We start from the raw sequence: 19,012 nt of genomic DNA, 5'->3' as shown, positions 1-19,012 counted from the left end.
TTCTTTCGCTCTTTTGGGACCAGCAATCACCGTGGCACGCGAGATCACCGGATTTTCCAACCCGCTGGTGAAGCGCGTCCGATCGCTGCGGGAAAAGAAGCATCGCAAGGCGGAGGGGCTGTTCCTGGCGGAAGGGCTGCGCATCCTCACCGAAGCGCGCGAGGAAGGCGTGCTGCCCGAAATGCTGTTCCACGCCGGATCGACGCATCCGCTGGCGCTGGAGCTGATCGACGCGATCGAGGCGGACGGCGGCGACGTCATCGAAACCACGCCCGACATCCTGTCCAAGATCAGCGGCAAGGATAATGCGCAGGCGGTCGTCGGCGTCTATCGCGACCGGCTGACCCCGCTGGCCAAGCTGGACCGTAGCAAGGCCGACATCTGGATCGTCGCCCAGTCGCTGCGCGATCCCGGCAATCTCGGCACCATATTGCGCACCGGCGACGCCGTGGGGGCGGGCGGCCTCATCCTGATCGACGACTGCGTCGACCCCTTCTCGGTCGAATCGGTCCGCGCCTCCATGGGCGCGCTCTTCACCCAGTCCATCACCCAGGCGCGCTGGGGCGAATTCATGCACTGGCTGCGCGAAGGCCCCGGCGAACTGATCGGCACCAGCCTGAAAGCCACGCAGGACTATCAGGAACCACGCTACGCCAGCCCCAGCTTCCTGCTGGTGGGCAACGAAGCGCAGGGCCTGCCCGAAGCCTATGAGGCGGAATGCGACCAGCTGGTGAAGATGCCGATGCTCGGCAAGGCGGACAGCCTGAACGCGGCCGTGGCCACGGCGGTCATGGCCTATGAATTGCTGAACCAGAAACGACGAGCGTAATCACCGTCATCCCGGCAAAGGCCGGGATCTCGCTTTTCTTCTGAACGACGGAAGAAGGGAGATGCCAGCTTTCGCTGGCATGACGCCAAGGGGGCGAAGTGCGATGACGAAGACCAACGGCATGGGCGAAATGTGGCGGCACAAGCGCGTGCTCGCGGCCAGCCTCATCGGCACGGCCGTGGAGTTTTACGACTTCTACATCTACGCTACCGCCGCCAGCCTGATCTTCCCCTTCCTCTTCTTCCCCGCCTCCTCGCCCACGGCGCAGCTGATGGCTTCTTATGGCAGCCTGGCCCTCGCCTTCTTCGCCCGGCCGGTCGGCGCGGCGGTGTTCGGCCATTATGGCGACCGCATCGGGCGGAAAGCCACTTTGGTCGTTTCGCTCATGCTGATGGGCGGCTGTACGCTGCTGATCGGCTTCCTGCCGACCTATCAGATGATCGGTTATTGGGCGCCCGCGATCCTGTGCCTGCTGCGCTTCGGTCAGGGCTTTGGCCTGGGCGGGGAATGGGGCGGGGCGGCGCTGCTGGCGGTGGAAAACGCCCCACCCGGCTGGCGCGCGCGCTTCGGCATGTTCCCGCAACTGGGCGCCCCGGTCGGCTTCATCGCCGCCAACGGCCTGTTCCTGCTGCTGGGCGCGTTCCTGACCGACGAAGACTTTTTCGCCTGGGGCTGGCGCCTGCCCTTCATTGCCAGTTCGGTACTGGTGATCCTGGGCCTCTGGGTCCGCCTCAAACTCACCGAAACGCCCGAATTCGCTGCCGCGCAGAAGGAAACGCCGCCGCCTGCCGTGCCGCTGGCCACCCTGCTCTCCTCACACCTCGGCGCAGCGATCGCCGGCACCTTCGCCTGCGCCGCCTGCTTCGCGGTCTATTATATCGCCACCGCCTTTGCGCTCGGCTACGGCACCACCGCGCTCAAGATCGACCGGGAAATCTTCCTCGCCATCCAATTGGGCGCGATCCTGTTCATGGCGCTCAGCATCATAGTGGCCGGCTGGTGGTCGGATCGCACCACCCCCACGACCGCGCTCGCATGGGGCTGCGCCGGCACCGTCGCAATGGGCCTCGTCTTCGGCCCGCTGATCGGCACCGGCGCGCTGCTGCCGATCTTCGTCGCGCTCAGCCTTGCGCTGTTCGTCATGGGCTTCATCTACGGGCCGCTGGGCGCTTACCTCCCTGCCCTCTTCCCGATCCAGTTGCGCTACACCGGCGCCTCCTTCGCCTTCAACCTGGGCGGTATCATCGGCGGCGCGCTCGCCCCGATCGTCGCCACCTGGCTGATCGGGATGCAGGGCGTGGGCCTTGTCGGCCTCTATATGTCGGCGGCCGCAGTCATCAGCCTGGGCGGCCTCTGGTTCACCAGCCGCCAGAGCTGATTTAGCCGCAGGGGGTGCGCGGCAAGGTCTTCTGCGCACCCGCCAGCGACAGCACGGCCCACCGCCCGTCGGCATAGCGCAACGTCACGATATCCCGCGCCCTCAGGTCACCCCACAAACGAGCGAAGGCGCCCGATCCCGCCACATCGGCAATCGGCGCGGCCCCTTGGGCATCGGTGGTAAAGACGCTCTCACTGACCCCGGCGCGGGAGGAAGCGACCAGCTTCAAGGCGCTGTTCGCCGGCGGTGCCTGCCCCTTGATCTGCGCCATGATGGTGACGTCGCCATCCTTGCACGACAGGTTGAGCGCCCCGCCAGTCGGCGCATCCCACATCCCGGTCAGATATTCACCGATGCCGTTCTGGAAACTATAGTGCCAAAGGCTCCCGCCGGCAGCAGCCAGCGGCCCCGGGACCAAGGCGACACCACCGGCCACCATCCATAACCCTGCGCGCATAATCTCTCCTCTGGAAAGACAAGCGCCCGGAGCGACCCGCAGTTCCGTCAGGCCAGCATCTTGCGCATCAGCAGCATTGGCACGCCGCTATCTTCAAATTCTCGCACGCCTTCGAAACCAAAGCTGCGGTAAAGGGGCACGCCCGCCATCGTCCCCGACAATTCCAGTGCCCTGAAACCTTCCGCCCGCGCCGCCACTTCGCACAGCGACAGGATCAGCGTCCCCACGCCTTTGCGCACATGATCGGGGTGGGTGTACATTGCCCGCACCTTCGCCGCTTCGGTCGCCGGGTCCAGCGCCCGGTCGTCGCGCCCGGCGCTGTGATTGCCGCCATAGGGCGTGGCTCGCCGGCTCCACCCGCCGCAGCCGGCGATCGCACCCTGATCCTCGATCACATAATAGGTGCCGTCTGCGATCAACCGGCTGTCCAGCCCCATGAAGCCATGGCTCGCCGCCACCTGCTCGGGCGTCAGCCATGTCGCCTGCAATTGCTCGATCGCCAGCGTCATCAGCGCGGACAGGGCGGTTTCGTCGGCGGCGGTCGCCAGCCGGTGCGTCAATCGTGTCATGGGATGGCCTGAAACAGCAAAGACCGGCCCCGCGCAAGGGACCGGCCTTCACCAGTTGGCATCAGATCGTGCAAGAAGGCGTCAGAATTTGAAGCCGACCTTGCCGTACCAATAGCCGCCATTGATGCCATAGGGCGTGAAGGTGACGGGTGCATCCAGCACCGCGCCGCCGTCGATGGGCAGGCCGTCCGCGTCATTGGGCACGGTGTCGGCCTTCTTGTCGAACAGGTTGTTGGCACCGGCACTGATCGTCAGCCCCTTGGTCAGTTCATAGCTGACCTCAAGGTCGGTGATCGCGGCCGCCCCGGCCTTCACCGTCGGCGTCGTCCCGCCATAGATCACGACCTGCGACGATTTGCCGTAGAAGGTTTCGCGCAGGTTCACGCTGAGGCCACCCAGCGTGAACAGGCCGCCGGCGATCACCTTATATTTCGGCGACGCCTTCTCCAGCACGCTGCGCGCGTCGGCGGCATAGAGATCCTCGGGCAGGCGCAGCTTGGTAATCTTGGTGGTGTTATAGTTGGCCGACAGCGACCAGAGGATCGATCCCTCGCCGACCGGGGTCGGATAGCTGGCGGTCAGATCGACGCCGCGGGTGCGGGTATCCGCGCCGTTGGTGAACAGGTTGATACCTGCGTCGCCCACTTCCAGCACATAGGGATCGAGCACATTGCCATGGGCTGCGATCGCATCCAGCACCGCCTGGTTCGTCACCACGCCGCTGGTCAGGCCGACGATCGATCCGGTGCCGACGATGCGGTTCTTCATCTTCACCTGATAGGCGTCGAGCGTGATGTTCAGCTTGGGGATGGGCCGCAGCACCAGACCCAGGCTGTAATTGGTCGATGTTTCCGGCTTCAGATCATCATAGCCCAGCAGCTTGGCCGCCGCGCTGTTCGGCGGCAACTGAACATAAGCCGACGTCGGACCGACATTGGTGGAGCTGTAATAGGATTCCAGCAGCGACGGCGCCCGGAACCCGGTGCTGACCGTGCCACGCACCGCCACCTGATCGGTGAAGTCGACGCGGCTCGTCACCTTCCACGTCCATTTGGTGCCGAAATCGCTATAATCCTCGAAGCGCACCGCGCCATCGATCTTCCAGATATCGACCGGGTTCAGCGCGACGTCCAGATAGGCCGCCTTGTTGTTGCGCTTATGCTTGCCCGCGTCGGTCGCCAAAAAGCCCGGATAGGACTGGCCACCTTCGAAATAGGTCGACGCAAAGTCGCCCTTGCCGATCTGGAACAGGTTTTCGCGATATTCCCCGCCGAACGCCACGTTGATCGGCGCAGCCAGCCCCGCCTCGATCTCCTTGGCGATGTCGATGTTGGTGGTCCATTCCGACGCCTTCAGGAAACCGTCATAGAAGTTGGACGGGGTATAGCCGGTGTTGATGAACAGCGTGCGGTTGGCCGAATCCAGCGTGTAGAGCTTGGCATAGTCCTGACCGTAGGTGGTGCTGATGTCCCAGCGGAAACCGCCAGCCTCGCCCTTGATGCCGCCGGTGTTGGAGAAATCATCCTCCTTGATCGCCTCGCGAGGGTTGAAGCCGGTGGGGCTGATCAGGATGTCCTCGCCCGCTACGCCCAGAACCGGCGAACGCGACACGCGCCAGGGCTGCCGATAATTTTCATAGGCGCTGGCCTCGCGCCGGCCATAGCTGCCGAAGGCGTAGATTTCGACGCCGCCGAAATCATGCCCGGCATTGTACATGACGGTGCTGAGCGTGGAGCGGGAGTCGCCGACGATGCGGTTGGTATAGGGCGCATTGGGCAGGCCGACGGCGACCATCGCGGCATGCGCCGCGCTCAGATCATCACGGACCGAACCATCCTTGTTGTAGATGCGCGAATCCACCCCGCCCCGCTGCGAAAAGCCATGGAAGCGATGGAACATGGTGAAGTTCAGATAGGTATCGTCGTCGATCTTCGGCGCGAAGGTGATGCTGCCCGAATAGGTGGTGCCATCGCCCTCATAATATTGGCCGCCGGTAAAGCTGCCGGAAATACTGTCTTTCTCGTCCTTCAGGATGATGTTGATGACACCGGCGATCGCGTCCGACCCATATTGGGCGGCGGCGCCGTCTTCCAGCACCTCAATGCGACCGATCGCGCCGGGCGGGATCATGTCGAGATCGGGCGCGGCACCACCCTGATAGGGGCCGCTCAGCACATGCAGGTTGGACGTGCCATGGCGACGCTTGCCGTTGACCAGCACGAGCGCATGGTTCGGGCTGAGGCCACGCAGACGCGCCGACAGGGTCAGGTTGGCGGTATCGCCGCCAAAGGCTTCAGCGGTGAAGGATGGCACCAACTGGGTCAGAACCTGGTTGAGGTTGGGCTGGCCAACCTTTTCGAGGCTGGCGCTGTCGAGCACCTTGATCGGTGCGGCGCTTTCAGCGGCGGTGACGCCGGTGGCGCGGGTGCCGGTGACGATGATGGCGGCGCCTTCATCGACCGCCGCAGCCTGCGGCGCGCTATCCTGAGCAAATACAACGGAAGAAGAACTGATCGCGACGGCAATCGCAGCGCGAGAAACCAGACCCCTATAGTTCATGAAACAGCCCCCTAATATTATTATTGGTGAGGCCTCTCCCTGATATTTTTTCTTATCTCAAATTCACCCCTGTACTTGGCATGAGCGATTTCTTTCCCGAAACCATATGGCCCGGCAGCAGAAACACTCAGCAACGTCTGGAAACGGAAGGCTGACATAAAACCGCCATCCGGCGAAATGCTATTTATGCCGCACTGCAAAATCCTGGCCTAGACACCGACCACCGGGCTGGCATTTCACAGTTCAAATATCTGTAACATAAAGAAAAAGGCGGCACCCTCCGGGGGCACCGCCTGTTTCATTTTTACAACTGTCAAGAGACAGCGAAGGATCAGGCTTCGCGCCCTTAACCTTCGCGATTGTCCCGACGCTCGGCGATGCGAGCGCGCTTGCCGGTGCGGCCGCGCAGATAGTAAAGCTTCGCACGACGCACGACGCCGCGACGGACGACGGTGATCGAATCGAGGTTGGGCGAATAGAGCGGGAACACGCGCTCCACGCCTTCGCCGAACGAGATCTTGCGCACGGTGAAGTTGGAACCCATGCCCTTGTTCGAACGGGCGATGCACACGCCTTCATAGTTCTGAACGCGGCTACGCTCGCCTTCGATGACCTTCACGCCGACGCGCAGGGTGTCGCCGGGGCGGAAGTCGGGGATATCCTTGGCGAGAGCGGCGATGTTTTCTGCCTCGATCTGCTGGATGATGTTCATGTAACGTCAGTCCTTGGTCTTTTGCTGCGCACCAGAGGGCGACTGGTCCCGAACGCCGATATGACGTTCCCAAAGGTCCGGCCGCCTTAGCCGTGTATCTGCCTCCGCCTGTTGTTTCCGCCAGGCGGCGATCTTCGCATGATCCCCCGATCGCAACACTTCGGGAATCGCGCGCCCCTCCCATTCCACCGGGCGGGTATAATGTGGATATTCGAGCAGCCCCGTTTCAAAGGACTCCTCGACTCCGCTGGAAGCCGCGCCCATTACACCGGGAAGCAGCCGAACACAAGCATCCAGCAGCAGCAAAGCCGCCATTTCCCCGCCGGACAGGATGATATCGCCCATGCTGACCTGCTCGATCGGGCGCGCGTCGAAAATCCGCTCGTCAAACCCCTCGAACCGGCCGCACAGGATCGTCACGCCCGGCCCCATTGCCAGTTCGCGCACGCGCTGCTGGGTGATGGGCTTGCCGCGCGGCGTCATCGCCAGCACCGGCAGTTCGGGCCGCTTGTCCAGCGCGTGATCGACCGCCTTGGCCAGGATATCCGCGCGCAGCACCATGCCCGCGCCGCCACCCGCCGGGGTATCGTCCACCGTACGATGGCGATCGGCGGCAAAATCGCGGATATGGATCGGATCGCAGGTCCATTTGCCGTCAGCCAGTGCCCGCCCGGCCAGCGACGCGCCCAGCGGCCCCGGGAACATATCGGGGTAAAGCGTCAATATCTGCGCCGCAAAGCTCATTTGCGCCGCCGTGCCCGCAGCCGGGCCGCGGAAAAGCCGCCGGCCAGACAGAGCAGGCCGCATATCAGCAGAGTCATCCCCAACTGGATCAATATATCCGACCAGCCATCATGCCGCATCATGCCCGGAATGATGAACAGCAGCGGCAACGGCAGGATCAGCGCCACCGCCGTCAGCATCTTGATGCGCGGCGACCAGCCGATCGCCCACAGCCGCCAGCCTGACGCAAGCAGGAACAAAAGATAGGCACCCAAGGCAAGTTGCGGAACGACAGGCATGCAGCGCGCTTAGGCGATGCGGCGCCCAGCGTCCAGATCAGGGGGCCTTGATAGCGATCTTCAATTCCTGAATTTGCGCCGTCGGCGTCGGCGCGAGCAGGATGGTGCCGGCTACCCTTCCCTTCTCACAAACCCATGTGAAACTGCCGGACAGGCCTCCGCTCGGCTTGACCGGCGCATCGGTCTGACACGCGCCGACCTCCCCCTTCAGCGCGGCGAGCTTCCGCCGCCAACTGTCCAACGCGCTGTCCATCAGGAAATTCATCGCCAACCGGTCCCGCGCCGCACCTGCATCGCCCGCCGCATAGATCCGCCCCGCCGCCGCATAGCCCTCCGCCAGCAGGGGCGACACCGTGAGCGTCCGCTCGATCAGCGCACCGGCCTTCTGCAAGGCGATGGCCGCATCCCAGGCCGGCCCCGCTCCACCATTATAGGTGCGGTTGGTGAAGACGAAGATACCCACGCCATAGTCGGGCATCAGCATCACATGGCTGCCATAGCCGGGATAACCGCCGCCATGCGCCAGTGTCAGCCCCAGTTCGCAATCCTGTGCGATCCGCATGCCGAAACCATAGGAAAGCGACTGACGACAGGCCGCCGCACCGCTCGCGCCATAGCGCTGTGCCACGCTGGTGAAGTTGCTGCCCTCGGCCAGCATCCTGACCGATGCCCGCGACACTGGCCCATCATCCGCATCGTCCCGCGCCGGCCAGGCGGACAGCAGGAACGCCACCCAGCGCGCATAATCGCTGGCGCTGGTCTGCAATCCCCCCATCGCGCCGAAAGCGCCATCCCGCATGTCAGGCTCGCCTTTCCAGCGTCCCTCCTCCCAGCGATAACCGATCGCCCGCCGCTCGACCGGCCATTCGCCAATCTCATAGCCGCTCGACGTCATGCCAAGCGGCGTCAGCAGGGTCTGCTCGACATAGCGGCGATAGGGCTGGCCCGAGACATTGGGGATGATCCGCCCCAACAGCGCGAAACCGAAATTGCTATACTCATAATGGCTGCCCGGCGCGCTGCTGAACGGCACGCCCTGTTGCAGCATCTTCGTGAACTCCGCGTCGGGCAGCGGCGTCTGCCGGTCGCCCCAGGGATTGTCGTCGACCAGCCCCGCACTATGGGTCAGCAGGTCGCGAATGCGGATGCGCGGACTATCCTTGGTCGGATAGGTCCAGCCGCGCATTTCTGGGACATAGCTTTCCGCCAGATCGTCCAGCGACAGCTTGCCTTCTTCCCGCAGTTTCAGGATCGACAGTGCCGTGAACGCCTTGGTCATCGACGCGATGCGGAACAGGCTGTCGGCCGTCACCGGCCGTTTCTCTACCAGATCCTGCACCCCCAGCCCCTTCACATGGACCAGCCTGCCATTGGCGACGATCCCATAGACGAGTCCCGGCGCATGGCTATCGACCTGAAAATCGGCAAAGAGGCGATCGATGGCCTGCAGCGCCGCCTCGATCTTCTTCTCATCAGCCGCCTGCGCCGTCGCGGGCAGCAGGCTCAACAGCAGCAACCATGAAAAGAAGCGCCCTGTCAACGCGTCCAGTCCTCCACTTTCAGGCCGGGAATATCGGCGAAATCCTTCTCGCTACGCGTAATCAACGGCACGTTCAGGGCCAGCGCCTGCGTTCCGATAAGCCGATCGAAGCCGCGCCGACGCACCCCGACCTGTCCCACCACTTTCGCGTAGACACGCGACGCCGCATCATCGAAGGCCACAACCTGCATCAGGGACAGGAACGTGTCGATCCGCCGTTCATCGCCCGCCGGATCAGCCGAGGTGCGGCTACCGACACGCAACTCCGCGGCTGTCACGGCGGATACGGCCAATGCGCCAAGATTCGCCCCCATGCGTTGCGCCAGGGGCGCACTACGTCCCAATAGGAAATCGATGCAGACATTCGTGTCGAGCAGATAGGCAATGCCGATCACGCTGCGGCCGTCTCGCCACCATGGTCGCCCCAGTCACGATCCGCCTGATCGACGTCTCCGCGCCCGTCGTTCATGAAACCTTCCGACATGCTGCCATACAGGCCCAAAAACACGTCTTGCGACTGATCCTGCTTCCAGAAGGAAAAGCTGCCATCGTCATGGGGGATGACCACGACATCCTCGCCATCGGCAAGGCCTAGGCTGCGCGGAAGCCGCAAGGCCAGGCTGTTGCCCGACTTGAAGACCTTGGCCCTATACTCTTCGCCCATGGCGAACCTCCGTATATACGGAGTGTATATACTATTCCGTGAAAAGCGCGTCAATCACGGCGCTGCCATCGCCCACGGTCACCGCGTGCATCGGCGCCATGAAACGCTTGGGCTTCTGGCCCTCGACCGCCGGCCGTTCGACTTCGATGATGTCGCCAGCGCCGAAATTCTCGACCGCGACGATCGTGCCCAGCGCTTCGCCGCTGCTGGACGTGCAGGGCAGGCCGATCAGGTCGGCATGATAATATTCGCCCTCGGCCAGTGGCGGCAGGGCGGAACGGGGCACGGTCAATGCCGTCCCGCGCAGGGCTTCGGCCGCGCCGCGATCGCCGATCTCGGCAAAGCGGGCGACCGCGCCATTGGGGCCGGGGCGCACCGACTTCAACGTCAGCATGCGCCCCGCCGCATCGAAGCTCTTATAGCTTTTGAGGCTTTCGGCCCCTTCGCCAAAGAGCTTCAGACGGACCTCGCCCGACACCCCATGCGCGCCGATGATTGCGGCCAGAGTGACGGGCTGGTCTGTCATCAAGCTCAGCCTTCAGCCGATTCTTCAGCCGGGGCAGCTTCTTCAGCAGCCGGAGCGGCAGCGGCTTCAGCAGCAGCAGCCTTGGCGGCTTCGGCAGCTTCAGCGGCTTCGGCAGCCTTGGCAGCGCGGTCTTCAGCGCGGTCCTTGGCCTTCTGGCCCGGCTCGGCCTTGTTCGGGTTGTTGCGCGCCTTGCGCTCCTTCACGCCGGCGGCGTCCAGGAAACGGGCGACGCGGTCGGTCGGCTGCGCACCAGCGGCAACCCAGTGCTTCGCACGCTCGACGTCCAGAACGACGCGCTTCTCGTCGCCCTTGGGCAGGACGGGGTTGTAGCTGCCGATACGCTCGATGAACTTGCCATCACGCGGGGCGCGGCTGTCGGCCACGACGATGCGGTAATAGGGGCGCTTCTTGGAGCCGCCGCGCGACAGACGGATGGAGGTTGCCATGGAAATAGACCTTTCTAACTAACTGCTTATTTTGGGGTCGCCATCCCAGCGATAGCTGGCGCTTCCCTGCCCCCGAAGGAGAAGTGAAGCCCCAGCTTTCGCTGGGATGACGGGTTACTTCACTTCTTCATGAAATTCTGAAAGCCGGGCGGCAGCTTGGGCATATTGCCGCCCAGGCCACCAAGCCCGCCCAGACCCGACAGGTCGGGCGGACCGCCCGCGCCACCATCGGGACCGCCCAGCCCACCAAGGCCGCCCATGCCGCCGCCACCGGTGAACATCTTGGCCAGCCCCTTGAGGCCGCCCATCTTGCGGATCTTCTTCATCGCCGTTTCCATTTCCTGATGCATTTTCAGGAGACGGTTGACGTCCTGCACGGTGCGGCCGGCGCCCTTGGCGATGCGGATCTTGCGCTTGGCGTTGATCAGGGCGGGCTTTTCCCGCTCCTTGGGCGTCATCGATCCGATCATCGCGTCCAGATGGATCAGCGTCTTGTCGTTGGCGCCACTATTGGCCATCGCCTGCTGCGCCTTCTTGAGGCCCGGCAACATGCCCGCCAGCGCGCCCAAGCCACCCATGCGGCGCATCTGATTGAGCTGCGCACGCAGGTCGTTCATGTCGAACTGACCCTTAGCCATCTTCTTGGCCAGCTTGTCGGCTTCCTCGGCGTCGATCGTCTCGGCGGCGCGTTCCACCAGCGACACGACGTCGCCCATGCCCAGGATGCGCTGCGCCACACGGGCCGGATGGAAAGGCTCAATCGCGTCCAACTTTTCGCCGGTGCCCGCAAACTTGATCGGACGGCCCGTGACGGCGCGCATCGACAGCGCCGCACCGCCACGCGCATCGCCGTCCATACGGGTCAGCACGACACCGGTCAGCGGCACCTGCGCGGTGAAACTGGTCGCGACATTCACCGCGTCCTGACCGGTCAACGAGTCGACCACCAGCAGGATTTCCGCCGGATCGGCGACGTCGGCAACCGCCTTCATCTCGTCCATCAGCGCCTGATCGACGTGCAGACGACCGGCGGTGTCGAGCATCACCACGTCGAAGCCCTGAAGCTTCGCCGCCTGCAAGGCGCGCTTGGCGATGTCGACCGGCTGCTGACCCGCGATGATCGGCAGGGTCGCGACATCGGTCTGCGTGCCCAGAACAGCAAGCTGCTCCTGCGCGGCCGGGCGCTGGACGTCGAGCGACGCCATCAGCACCTTCTTGCGCTCTTTTTCCTTCAGCCGCTTGGCGATCTTCGCGGTGCTGGTCGTCTTGCCCGAACCCTGAAGGCCAACCATCATGATGACGGCCGGCGGCGCCACGTCGATCATCAGGTCGCTGGTTTCGGCGCCCAATACTTCGGTGAGCGTGTCGGACACGATCTTGACGACCATCTGGCCCGGCGTGACCGAGCGCAGCACATCGCTGCCCACGGCCTTTTCGGTGGCCTGATCGACGAACTGGCGCACGACCGGTAGCGCGACGTCGGCTTCCAGCAGCGCGATTCGCACCTCGCGCATCGCGGCGCGGACATCGTCCTCCGTAAGCGCACCGCGCCCACGCAGCTTGTCGAATACCCCACCGAGACGATCGCTTAGCGAATCGAACATCACCACCTCATTTGGGCCGAAAGGCCCGGAAAATCTTGCCTACCCATCAAACGACAAAATCGCCGGCGGGCGAAACTTCGCCGGCCAGCGTCCATCCGATGCCCCTCTTGGGCGTCCTGGAGTCGTCAGGGTATCGGACGGCGGACCGACCGATTGCAGGGGCGCCTTTACGGGAAAGAGGCAAGAAGTGCAAGCGGGCGCATGGAACGGCAAGGATGGCCGGGCGGCAGATCACTCCCTGTCCTACATCACCCCTCCCTGCTAGAGCATTACGCGTTTAACTGCCTCACCCAATCACCGTTCGTCCTGAGCCTGTCGGGCCGCAGGCGATCGCAGGTCAACGACGTTGCACGCGCCCTTCGACAGGATCAGGACGAACGGATCTTATTTAAAGCACACTGCTCCCAACACGAAAGGCACGGACCAACAGCATCCTCACACTTTCCGATAGGATCAACGCCGTGTAATTTTATGTCGCATTTTGCGGGAAATGTGCGAAGCTAAGGCAAAGATCGAGGGGAGCCTACAATCATGAGTTGGACACGCCGCAAGCCGATGGAGGCGATGACGCCGAAGGATGCCGGGCACCAGATGGCGCGCACCCTGTCCTGGCCGCATCTGCTGGCGCTGGGCGTCGGTGCGATCGTGGGCACCGGCATCCTGACCCTGATCGGCGTCGGCGCAGACCGCGCTGGCCCCGCCGTCCTGCTCTCCTTCGCCATTGCTGGCGCCATCTGCGCCTGCGCCGCACTCGCCTATGCCGAACTCTCCACCATGATGCCGGCGGCCGGCAGCGCCTACAGCTACTCCTATGTCGTGCTGGGCGAAGGGATCGCCTGGATCGTGGGCTGGTCGCTGATCCTGGAATATAGCCTTGTCGTATCGACCGTGGCGGTCGGCTGGTCGGGCTATGCCGCGCCGCTGCTGACGCCTTTGGGCTTCCCCGAATGGCTGACCAAAGGGCCGGAACTGGGCGGCGTGATGAACCTGCCGGCCATCTTCATCATCGCCGTGGTCGCGGGCCTGCTGATGTTCGGCACGCGCGAAAGCGCCCGGCTCAACACCATCCTCGTCCTCATCAAGATCGTGACGCTCAGCCTATTCGTCGCCTATGCCCTGCCCGCTTTCGACGCAGCGAACCTCGAACCCTTCATGCCCTTCGGCTTCGCCAAGCATATGGGTCCGGATGGCGTAGAACGCGGCGTGATGGCTGCCGCCGCGATCATTTTCTTCGCCTTTTACGGCTTCGACGCCATTTCGACGGCCGCAGAGGAAGCCAAGAACCCGGACCGCGACCTCGCCATCGGCATCGTCGGATCGCTGATCGTCTGCACACTCATCTACGTCCTCGTCGCCGCCGCCGCGATCGGCGCCCTGCCCTTCACCCGCTTTGCCGACTCACCCGAACCGCTGGCCCTCATCCTGCGCGAAATGGGTCAGGGCGGCATCGCCCGCATCGTCGCCATCGCCGCCGTGATCGCCCTGCCGACCGTGCTGCTCGGCTTTCTCTACGGCCAGAGCCGCATCTTCCTGGTCATGGCGCGCGATGGCTTCCTGCCGCAATCACTGGCCCGCATTTCAAAGCGCGGCACCCCCGCCCGCATCACGCTGGTCACGGCGGCGCTGGTGTCGATCATCGCCGGCGTCCTGCCGATCGATGAAATCGCCGCGCTGGCCAATGCCGGCACGCTGATCGCCTTCACCGCCGTTGGCCTCTGCCTCCTCGTCCTGCGCAAGCGCGCGCCCGACCTCAAGCGCCCCTTCCGCACCCCGGCCGCATGGGTCGTCGGTATCGGCGCCGTCGCAGGCTGCGCCTATCTGTTCCTCAGCCTGCCGATGAAGACCATCGTTGCGTGTGCAATCTGGAATGCGATTGGGTTGGGGGTGTACTTCTTCTATGGGCAGAGGCGGGCAACTTCAGGAACGATCGCATGACCCTTTCTGCTGCACTTCTGCTGGCCTCCACACTCTCCATGCCAGTACCGTCAAACTCACCAAGCTATTGGGTGACGCACAACGACTATCCCAAAGGCGCAAAGGACAGGCGAGAAGCCGGGACTGCAGATTTTCAGATCGTCATATCACCCAAGGGCCGCGTCAGCCAATGCAGCATCATCCAATCAACCGGATCAGCTGAGCTGGATCAGATGACCTGCAACCTCTTATACGCGCGCGCGACCTTCGAGCCTGCGACCGACGAAAATCACAATCCGACGAGTGGAACATATAGAGGCAGAATTAACTGGAACCTTCCCGGCCAAAAGCGGCACCCTTCACCACCAGCCGATCGTCCGCCTGACATCGAATTGGCGGTAACACGATTGCCCAAGGGCGCGCGCGAGGCACGAATAGGCATATTCGCAAGAATCGACCACCAAGGGCAGGTCGTCTATTGCGAACCGCTGGATGACAGCCTCGACGCGGTCAAACTGGCAACCGTCGCCTGCACCCAAGCAAAGATGCTGGTTCCTGCGCCGATCCGCGACACCGACGGCAATCCGATCCCCATGGTTCGAACCTTCGGCGTGCGATTCCAGGCCAGCAGTCAATAAGCTCAGACTCGCCTTTTCCCTCCACCCCCACTACATGCGCGGCCATGGGACGTTTTTCGAAGATGCATGGCCTGGGCAATGATTTCGTGGTGATCGACGCGCGCGATGGCGCGGTCGACATGACGGAGGCGCGCGCCCGCGCCATTGCCGACCGCCATGCCGGGATCGGCTGCGACCAGTTGATCCTGATCGGGCAGAGCGACGACGCCGATGTGTCGATGCAGATTTTCAATGCCGACGGCAGCGAAGTGGAAGCCTGCGGCAACGCCACCCGCTGCGTCCCCCTGTTCGTCGGTCGCGACGTACTGATCCGCACCAAGGCGGGCCTGCTCGATGCGAAGGGCGTCGATGGCGGCGCCAGCGTCGACATGGGCGCGCCCCGCTTCGACTGGGATGCAATCCCGCTCGCCTACCCCATGGACACGCTGGCCATGGGCGCCAGCTGGGAAGAGCTGCCCGCCCCCGCCGCCGTCAATGTCGGCAACCCGCATGTCATCTTCTTCGTGGATGATCTGGACGCCGTCGATTTCGATCGCCTCGGCCCGCTGATCGAGCATGATCCGCTGTTCCCGGCCCGCGTGAACGTCAATTTCGCGCAGGTCGTCGGCGACAATCATCTCCGCCTCGTCGTGTGGGAACGCGGCGCCGGCCTCACCCGCGCCTGCGGCACCGGCGCCTGTGCTACCGCCGTCGCCGCCATCCGTCGCAAGCTGATGGCCGGTCCCGTCACCGTCAGCCTGCCCGGCGGCGATCTCGTCATCGACTGGGCGCCCGGCGGCACCATCCAGATGACCGGCCCCGCCACCCATGTCTTCGATGGCGAGGCCGACTGGTCCCGTTTCTGACCGCCATGGCCGGTCCCGACATCATCACCATGGGCTGTCGCCTCAACATCGCGGAGAGCGAGGCGATCCGTGATATGGCGGCCGGGCAGGACGACCTGATCGTCGTAAACAGCTGCGCCGTGACCGCCGAAGCCGTGCGCCAGACCCGGCAGGCGATCCGCCGGGCAAAACGCGAACGCCCCGACGCCCGCATCCTCGTCACCGGCTGTGCCGCCCAGACCGAACCCCAGACCTTCGCCGCCATGGCCGAAGTCGACGGCGTGATCGGCAATCGGGAAAAGATGGAGGCGGCAACCTACGAACCTCCGTTCGCTTCGAGAGAAGTCGAGAAGCAGCTAGCGCATCCTGATCGTTTCTCGACTTCGCTCGAAACGAACGGCTCTTTTGCTCCGCACCCCGATATCCGCGTCTCCGACATCATGGCCGTGCGCGATACCGCGCCGCATATGGCGTCCGCTTTCGCCGACCATGCCCGCGCCTTCCTGGAGGTGCAGAATGGCTGCGACCATCGCTGCACCTTCTGCATCATCCCCTATGGCCGGGGAAACAGCCGTTCCGTCCCCGCCGGCGCGGTCGTGGACAAGGCGAAGCAGCTGGTCGATGCGGGCTATAAGGAAATCGTGCTGACCGGCGTGGACGTCACCAGCTACGGCCCCGACCTGCCCGGCAGCCCCTCCCTCGGCCTGCTGATCGAACGCATCCTGAAGGGCGTGCCCGACCTCCCCCGCCTGCGGCTCTCCTCCATCGACAGCGTGGAAATTGACGAGCGCCTGTTCGACCTGATCGCCCACGAACCGCGCATGATGCCCCACCTGCATCTGTCGCTACAGGCCGGCGACGACATGATCCTCAAGCGGATGAAGCGCCGCCACGGACGCGCCGATGCCATTGCCATCGTGCAACGCGTCAAGGCCGCCCGCCCCGACATCAGCATCGGCGCCGACATCATTGCCGGCTTCCCGACCGAAGACGACGCGATGTTCGAAAACAGCCTCGCCCTTATCGACGAATGCGACATCGTCCACGGCCATATCTTCCCTTACTCGCCCCGCACCGGCACGCCCGCAGCCCGGATGCCGCAGGTCGAACGCGCCACGATCAAGGCCCGCGCCGCCCGCCTGCGCGATGCCTGCGCCACCCGCCGCAGCGACTGGCTGCGCAGCCTGATCGGCACGGCGCAATCGGTGCTGGTCGAACGCAGCGGTCTGACCGGCCATGCCGAAAATTTCGCGCCGATCCGCTTCGCATCGGCACAGCCCCCTTCCTCCATCGTCCGCGCAACCATCACGGGCCTTGAGAATGGCGCTCTGATCGCGCAAGAGGCAGCATAATGACTGATACCGGCACCAGCTGGCGCGACCGCCTCTTCGGCGGACTGAAGCGCACGTCCGACAGGCTCGGCGACAATCTCACCGGCCTTTTCTCCAAGGCCGCGCTCGACGCTCAGACCCTCGACGAGATCGAGGAAGCGCTGATCGTCTCCGACCTTGGCCCCGCTATGGCCGCGCGCGTGCGCGATCGTCTGGCCGAAGGGCGCTATAACAAGGAACTGACCGAGGAATATCTGCGCGAGATCATCGCGGAGGAAATCGAGAAGACCCTCGCCCCGGTCGCCCGCCCGCTGGAGATCGAAGCCTTTCCGCGCCCACAGGTCATCCTGGTGATCGGCGTCAACGGCTCCGGCAAGACCACCACCATCGCCAAGCTCGCCAATAATTTCCTGGAACAGGATTATGGCGTGATGCTGGCGGCCGGTGACACCTTCCGTGCGGCGGCCATCGGCCAGTTGAAGGTCTGGGCCGAGCGCCTCGGCATCCCCATCGTCGCGGGCAAGGAAGGCGGCGATGCCGCCGGCATCGTGTTCGACGCGGTCAAGCAGGCGACGGAGACGGGCATCGACGTGCTGATCGTGGACACCGCGGGCCGTCTTCAGAACAAGACCGAACTGATGGACGAACTGGCCAAGGTGCGCCGGGTGTTGGGCCGATTGAACCCGGCCGCCCCGCACGACGTTGTGCTGGTGCTGGATGCCACCACGGGACAGAATGCGTTGAACCAGATCGAAGTCTTCAAGGAAACCGCGCAGGTCACGGGCCTCGTCATGACCAAGCTCGATGGCACGGCGCGCGGTGGCGTGCTGGTCGCGGCGGCCGAGAAGTTCCGCCTGCCCATCCATGCCATCGGCGTGGGTGAAAAGATCGAGGATCTGCGCCCCTTCGATCCGGGCGACATGGCCCGCGCCATTGCAGGGACGGCCTATGCCCGCTGACAGCAAGCCCGCCGCCAAGCCGGCGCATAACGGCACCCTCAGCCTCGCGCTCGATTTCGGGCCGCTGCTGGTCTTCTTCCTGACCTACAAGGGGGCGGGCTGGCTCTGGGGCGCCGGCAATCCGATCACGGCGATGACCTTTGGCACCGCCGCCTTCATGATCTCGATCGTGGTCGCCGTCATCGTCTCGAAGGTGAAACTGGGCCGCGTGTCGCCGATGCTCTGGCTGTCGGCGCTGCTGATCCTCTTTTTCGGCGGCCTCACCATCTATTTCCACGACCAGAGCTTCATCCAGTTGAAGCCGACCATCATCTACGCCTTCTTCGCGCTGATGCTGTTCGCCGGATTGCTGCGCGGCCAGCCTTTGCTCAAATATCTGTTACAGGCCGCCTATGACGGGCTGACGCATGAAGGCTGGCTGAAATTGTCCCGCAACTGGGCCTTCTTCTTCGTTGCCATGGCGGTCGCCAATGAAGCGATGCGCCGGACGATGACCTTCGACACCTGGCTGGCGGTCAAGGTCTGGGGCGTGACCATCGTGTCGGTCGTCTTCGCCGCTGCCAACATCCCGATGCTGATGCGCCACGGCCTGACGCTGGGCGATGGCTTGAACAGCGACGAGGTGGGCGAAACCACCCCGCCGCAGGGCTAGGACGCGGGGCTAAATCTTCCTGCGCCGCATTGCCTGTCTGGCAGCGTAGTCTCCTGTCCTACAGAGTCGATCTTCATTATCCTGCGATCGGCTCTTGCGATTGTAGACAAAAGCGCGCCGTAAAGGCTTCTCCGCGAACACTGCCGGCGGAACGCCTGTCAGGCCCGGGGCGGATCGCCCGCGAGAAGCTGGCCCCCGTGATGACGGAAGCGCTGAAAGGCTATGCCGCTCTGCATGGTCCGATCCTGTTCGACCCACCCGATACTGTCAAGAAACCGCTTTGCCCGCCCTTTACGGTCAGCTTTCGACACGATTTTCTGAGATCGTTTCGCAATAGGCACATATCTGTTTTCTTGGGCGTTGGGTGCGCATATGGGAAGGCGACGGA

Annotated in this window: 20 protein-coding genes; 8 read left to right on the top strand and 12 right to left on the bottom strand. The window is 63.9% G+C overall.

What is annotated here, in order from left to right:
- Nucleotides 1-31: 31 nt before the first annotated feature.
- Together ACNHGR_RS18255 and ACNHGR_RS18250 are read left to right on the top strand one after the other, a co-directional pair.
- Entirely contained in the window at nucleotides 32-829 is a 798-nt protein-coding gene (locus ACNHGR_RS18255; RefSeq protein ID WP_475287893.1) for a TrmH family RNA methyltransferase, read from the top strand.
- Nucleotides 830-932: 103 nt separating this feature from the next.
- The gene (locus ACNHGR_RS18250) at nucleotides 933-2,207 is read left to right on the top strand and encodes an MFS transporter (protein WP_475287892.1); all 1,275 of its coding nucleotides are present in this window, start codon (nucleotides 933-935) and stop codon (nucleotides 2,205-2,207) included.
- Between the two features lies 1 nt (nucleotide 2,208).
- Here ACNHGR_RS18250 and ACNHGR_RS18245 read toward each other — a convergent pair whose 3' ends face one another.
- The 12 genes from ACNHGR_RS18245 to ffh form a co-directional block, all read right to left on the bottom strand.
- A complete protein-coding gene (locus tag ACNHGR_RS18245) occupies nucleotides 2,209-2,664 on the bottom strand; it encodes a hypothetical protein (RefSeq protein WP_475287891.1) in 456 nt (151 codons plus the stop codon).
- Between the two features lie 47 nt (nucleotides 2,665-2,711).
- Nucleotides 2,712-3,233 carry a GNAT family N-acetyltransferase gene (locus ACNHGR_RS18240; protein WP_184270225.1) on the bottom strand — a complete coding sequence of 174 codons (522 nt, stop codon included), beginning with the start codon at nucleotides 3,231-3,233 and terminating at the stop codon, nucleotides 2,712-2,714.
- An 81-nt stretch (nucleotides 3,234-3,314) separates the two neighbouring features.
- Nucleotides 3,315-5,792 (bottom strand): TonB-dependent receptor plug domain-containing protein, encoded by a 2,478-nt coding sequence (locus ACNHGR_RS18235; RefSeq protein ID WP_475287890.1) that lies wholly within the window; start codon nucleotides 5,790-5,792, stop codon nucleotides 3,315-3,317.
- A 346-nt stretch (nucleotides 5,793-6,138) separates the two neighbouring features.
- Entirely contained in the window at nucleotides 6,139-6,504 is a 366-nt protein-coding gene (rplS, locus tag ACNHGR_RS18230; RefSeq protein WP_184270219.1) for a 50S ribosomal protein L19, read from the bottom strand.
- Between the two features lie 6 nt (nucleotides 6,505-6,510).
- On the bottom strand, nucleotides 6,511-7,248 hold the full coding sequence (gene trmD / locus ACNHGR_RS18225; protein WP_475287888.1) for a tRNA (guanosine(37)-N1)-methyltransferase TrmD: 738 nt from the start codon (nucleotides 7,246-7,248) through the stop codon (nucleotides 6,511-6,513).
- Nucleotides 7,245-7,526 carry a hypothetical protein gene (locus ACNHGR_RS18220; protein WP_475287887.1) on the bottom strand — a complete coding sequence of 94 codons (282 nt, stop codon included), beginning with the start codon at nucleotides 7,524-7,526 and terminating at the stop codon, nucleotides 7,245-7,247. The genes trmD and ACNHGR_RS18220 overlap by 4 nt, the downstream gene beginning before the upstream one ends.
- A gap of 37 nt (nucleotides 7,527-7,563) precedes the next feature.
- A complete protein-coding gene (locus ACNHGR_RS18215; RefSeq protein ID WP_475287886.1) occupies nucleotides 7,564-9,066 on the bottom strand; it encodes a serine hydrolase domain-containing protein in 1,503 nt (500 codons plus the stop codon).
- A complete protein-coding gene (locus tag ACNHGR_RS18210) occupies nucleotides 9,063-9,461 on the bottom strand; it encodes a type II toxin-antitoxin system VapC family toxin (protein ID WP_184270207.1) in 399 nt (132 codons plus the stop codon). Before ACNHGR_RS18210 ends, ACNHGR_RS18215 begins: the two co-directional genes overlap by 4 nt.
- Nucleotides 9,458-9,730: an antitoxin gene (locus ACNHGR_RS18205; protein WP_475287884.1), complete on the bottom strand. Its 273-nt coding sequence runs from the start codon at nucleotides 9,728-9,730 to the stop codon at nucleotides 9,458-9,460. Before ACNHGR_RS18205 ends, ACNHGR_RS18210 begins: the two co-directional genes overlap by 4 nt.
- 31 nt (nucleotides 9,731-9,761) lie before the next feature.
- Nucleotides 9,762-10,256 (bottom strand): ribosome maturation factor RimM, encoded by a 495-nt coding sequence (rimM, locus tag ACNHGR_RS18200; protein ID WP_475287882.1) that lies wholly within the window; start codon nucleotides 10,254-10,256, stop codon nucleotides 9,762-9,764.
- Nucleotides 10,257-10,261: 5 nt separating this feature from the next.
- Complete coding sequence (rpsP, locus tag ACNHGR_RS18195) at nucleotides 10,262-10,702, bottom strand: 30S ribosomal protein S16 (protein WP_475287880.1); 441 nt, start codon at nucleotides 10,700-10,702, stop codon at nucleotides 10,262-10,264.
- Nucleotides 10,703-10,821: 119 nt separating this feature from the next.
- Complete coding sequence (gene ffh, locus ACNHGR_RS18190) at nucleotides 10,822-12,306, bottom strand: signal recognition particle protein (protein ID WP_475287879.1); 1,485 nt, start codon at nucleotides 12,304-12,306, stop codon at nucleotides 10,822-10,824.
- A 531-nt stretch (nucleotides 12,307-12,837) separates the two neighbouring features.
- On the opposite strand from ffh, the gene ACNHGR_RS18185 reads away from it, so the two are divergent.
- Genes ACNHGR_RS18185 through ispZ form a run of 6 tightly spaced genes read left to right on the top strand, consistent with a single transcriptional unit; the run spans nucleotide 12,838 to nucleotide 18,624 of the window.
- Complete coding sequence (locus ACNHGR_RS18185; protein ID WP_475287877.1) at nucleotides 12,838-14,241, top strand: amino acid permease; 1,404 nt, start codon at nucleotides 12,838-12,840, stop codon at nucleotides 14,239-14,241.
- The gene (locus ACNHGR_RS18180) at nucleotides 14,238-14,858 is read left to right on the top strand and encodes an energy transducer TonB (RefSeq protein WP_475287876.1); all 621 of its coding nucleotides are present in this window, start codon (nucleotides 14,238-14,240) and stop codon (nucleotides 14,856-14,858) included. Before ACNHGR_RS18185 ends, ACNHGR_RS18180 begins: the two co-directional genes overlap by 4 nt.
- 44 nt (nucleotides 14,859-14,902) lie before the next feature.
- Entirely contained in the window at nucleotides 14,903-15,703 is an 801-nt protein-coding gene (gene dapF / locus ACNHGR_RS18175) for a diaminopimelate epimerase (protein ID WP_475287874.1), read from the top strand.
- A 5-nt stretch (nucleotides 15,704-15,708) separates the two neighbouring features.
- Nucleotides 15,709-17,034, top strand: coding sequence for a tRNA (N(6)-L-threonylcarbamoyladenosine(37)-C(2))-methylthiotransferase MtaB (gene mtaB / locus ACNHGR_RS18170; protein ID WP_475287873.1), 1,326 nt, complete (start codon nucleotides 15,709-15,711; stop codon nucleotides 17,032-17,034).
- Complete coding sequence (gene ftsY / locus ACNHGR_RS18165) at nucleotides 17,034-17,972, top strand: signal recognition particle-docking protein FtsY (RefSeq protein ID WP_475287871.1); 939 nt, start codon at nucleotides 17,034-17,036, stop codon at nucleotides 17,970-17,972. Before mtaB ends, ftsY begins: the two co-directional genes overlap by 1 nt.
- The gene (ispZ, locus tag ACNHGR_RS18160; RefSeq protein WP_475287869.1) at nucleotides 17,962-18,624 is read left to right on the top strand and encodes a septation protein IspZ; all 663 of its coding nucleotides are present in this window, start codon (nucleotides 17,962-17,964) and stop codon (nucleotides 18,622-18,624) included. Before ftsY ends, ispZ begins: the two co-directional genes overlap by 11 nt.
- Nucleotides 18,625-19,012: the final 388 nt, after the last annotated feature.

This window comes from Sphingobium sp. RS1, assembly GCF_056156825.1.
This window is presented reverse-complemented; position numbering and strand designations above follow the sequence as displayed.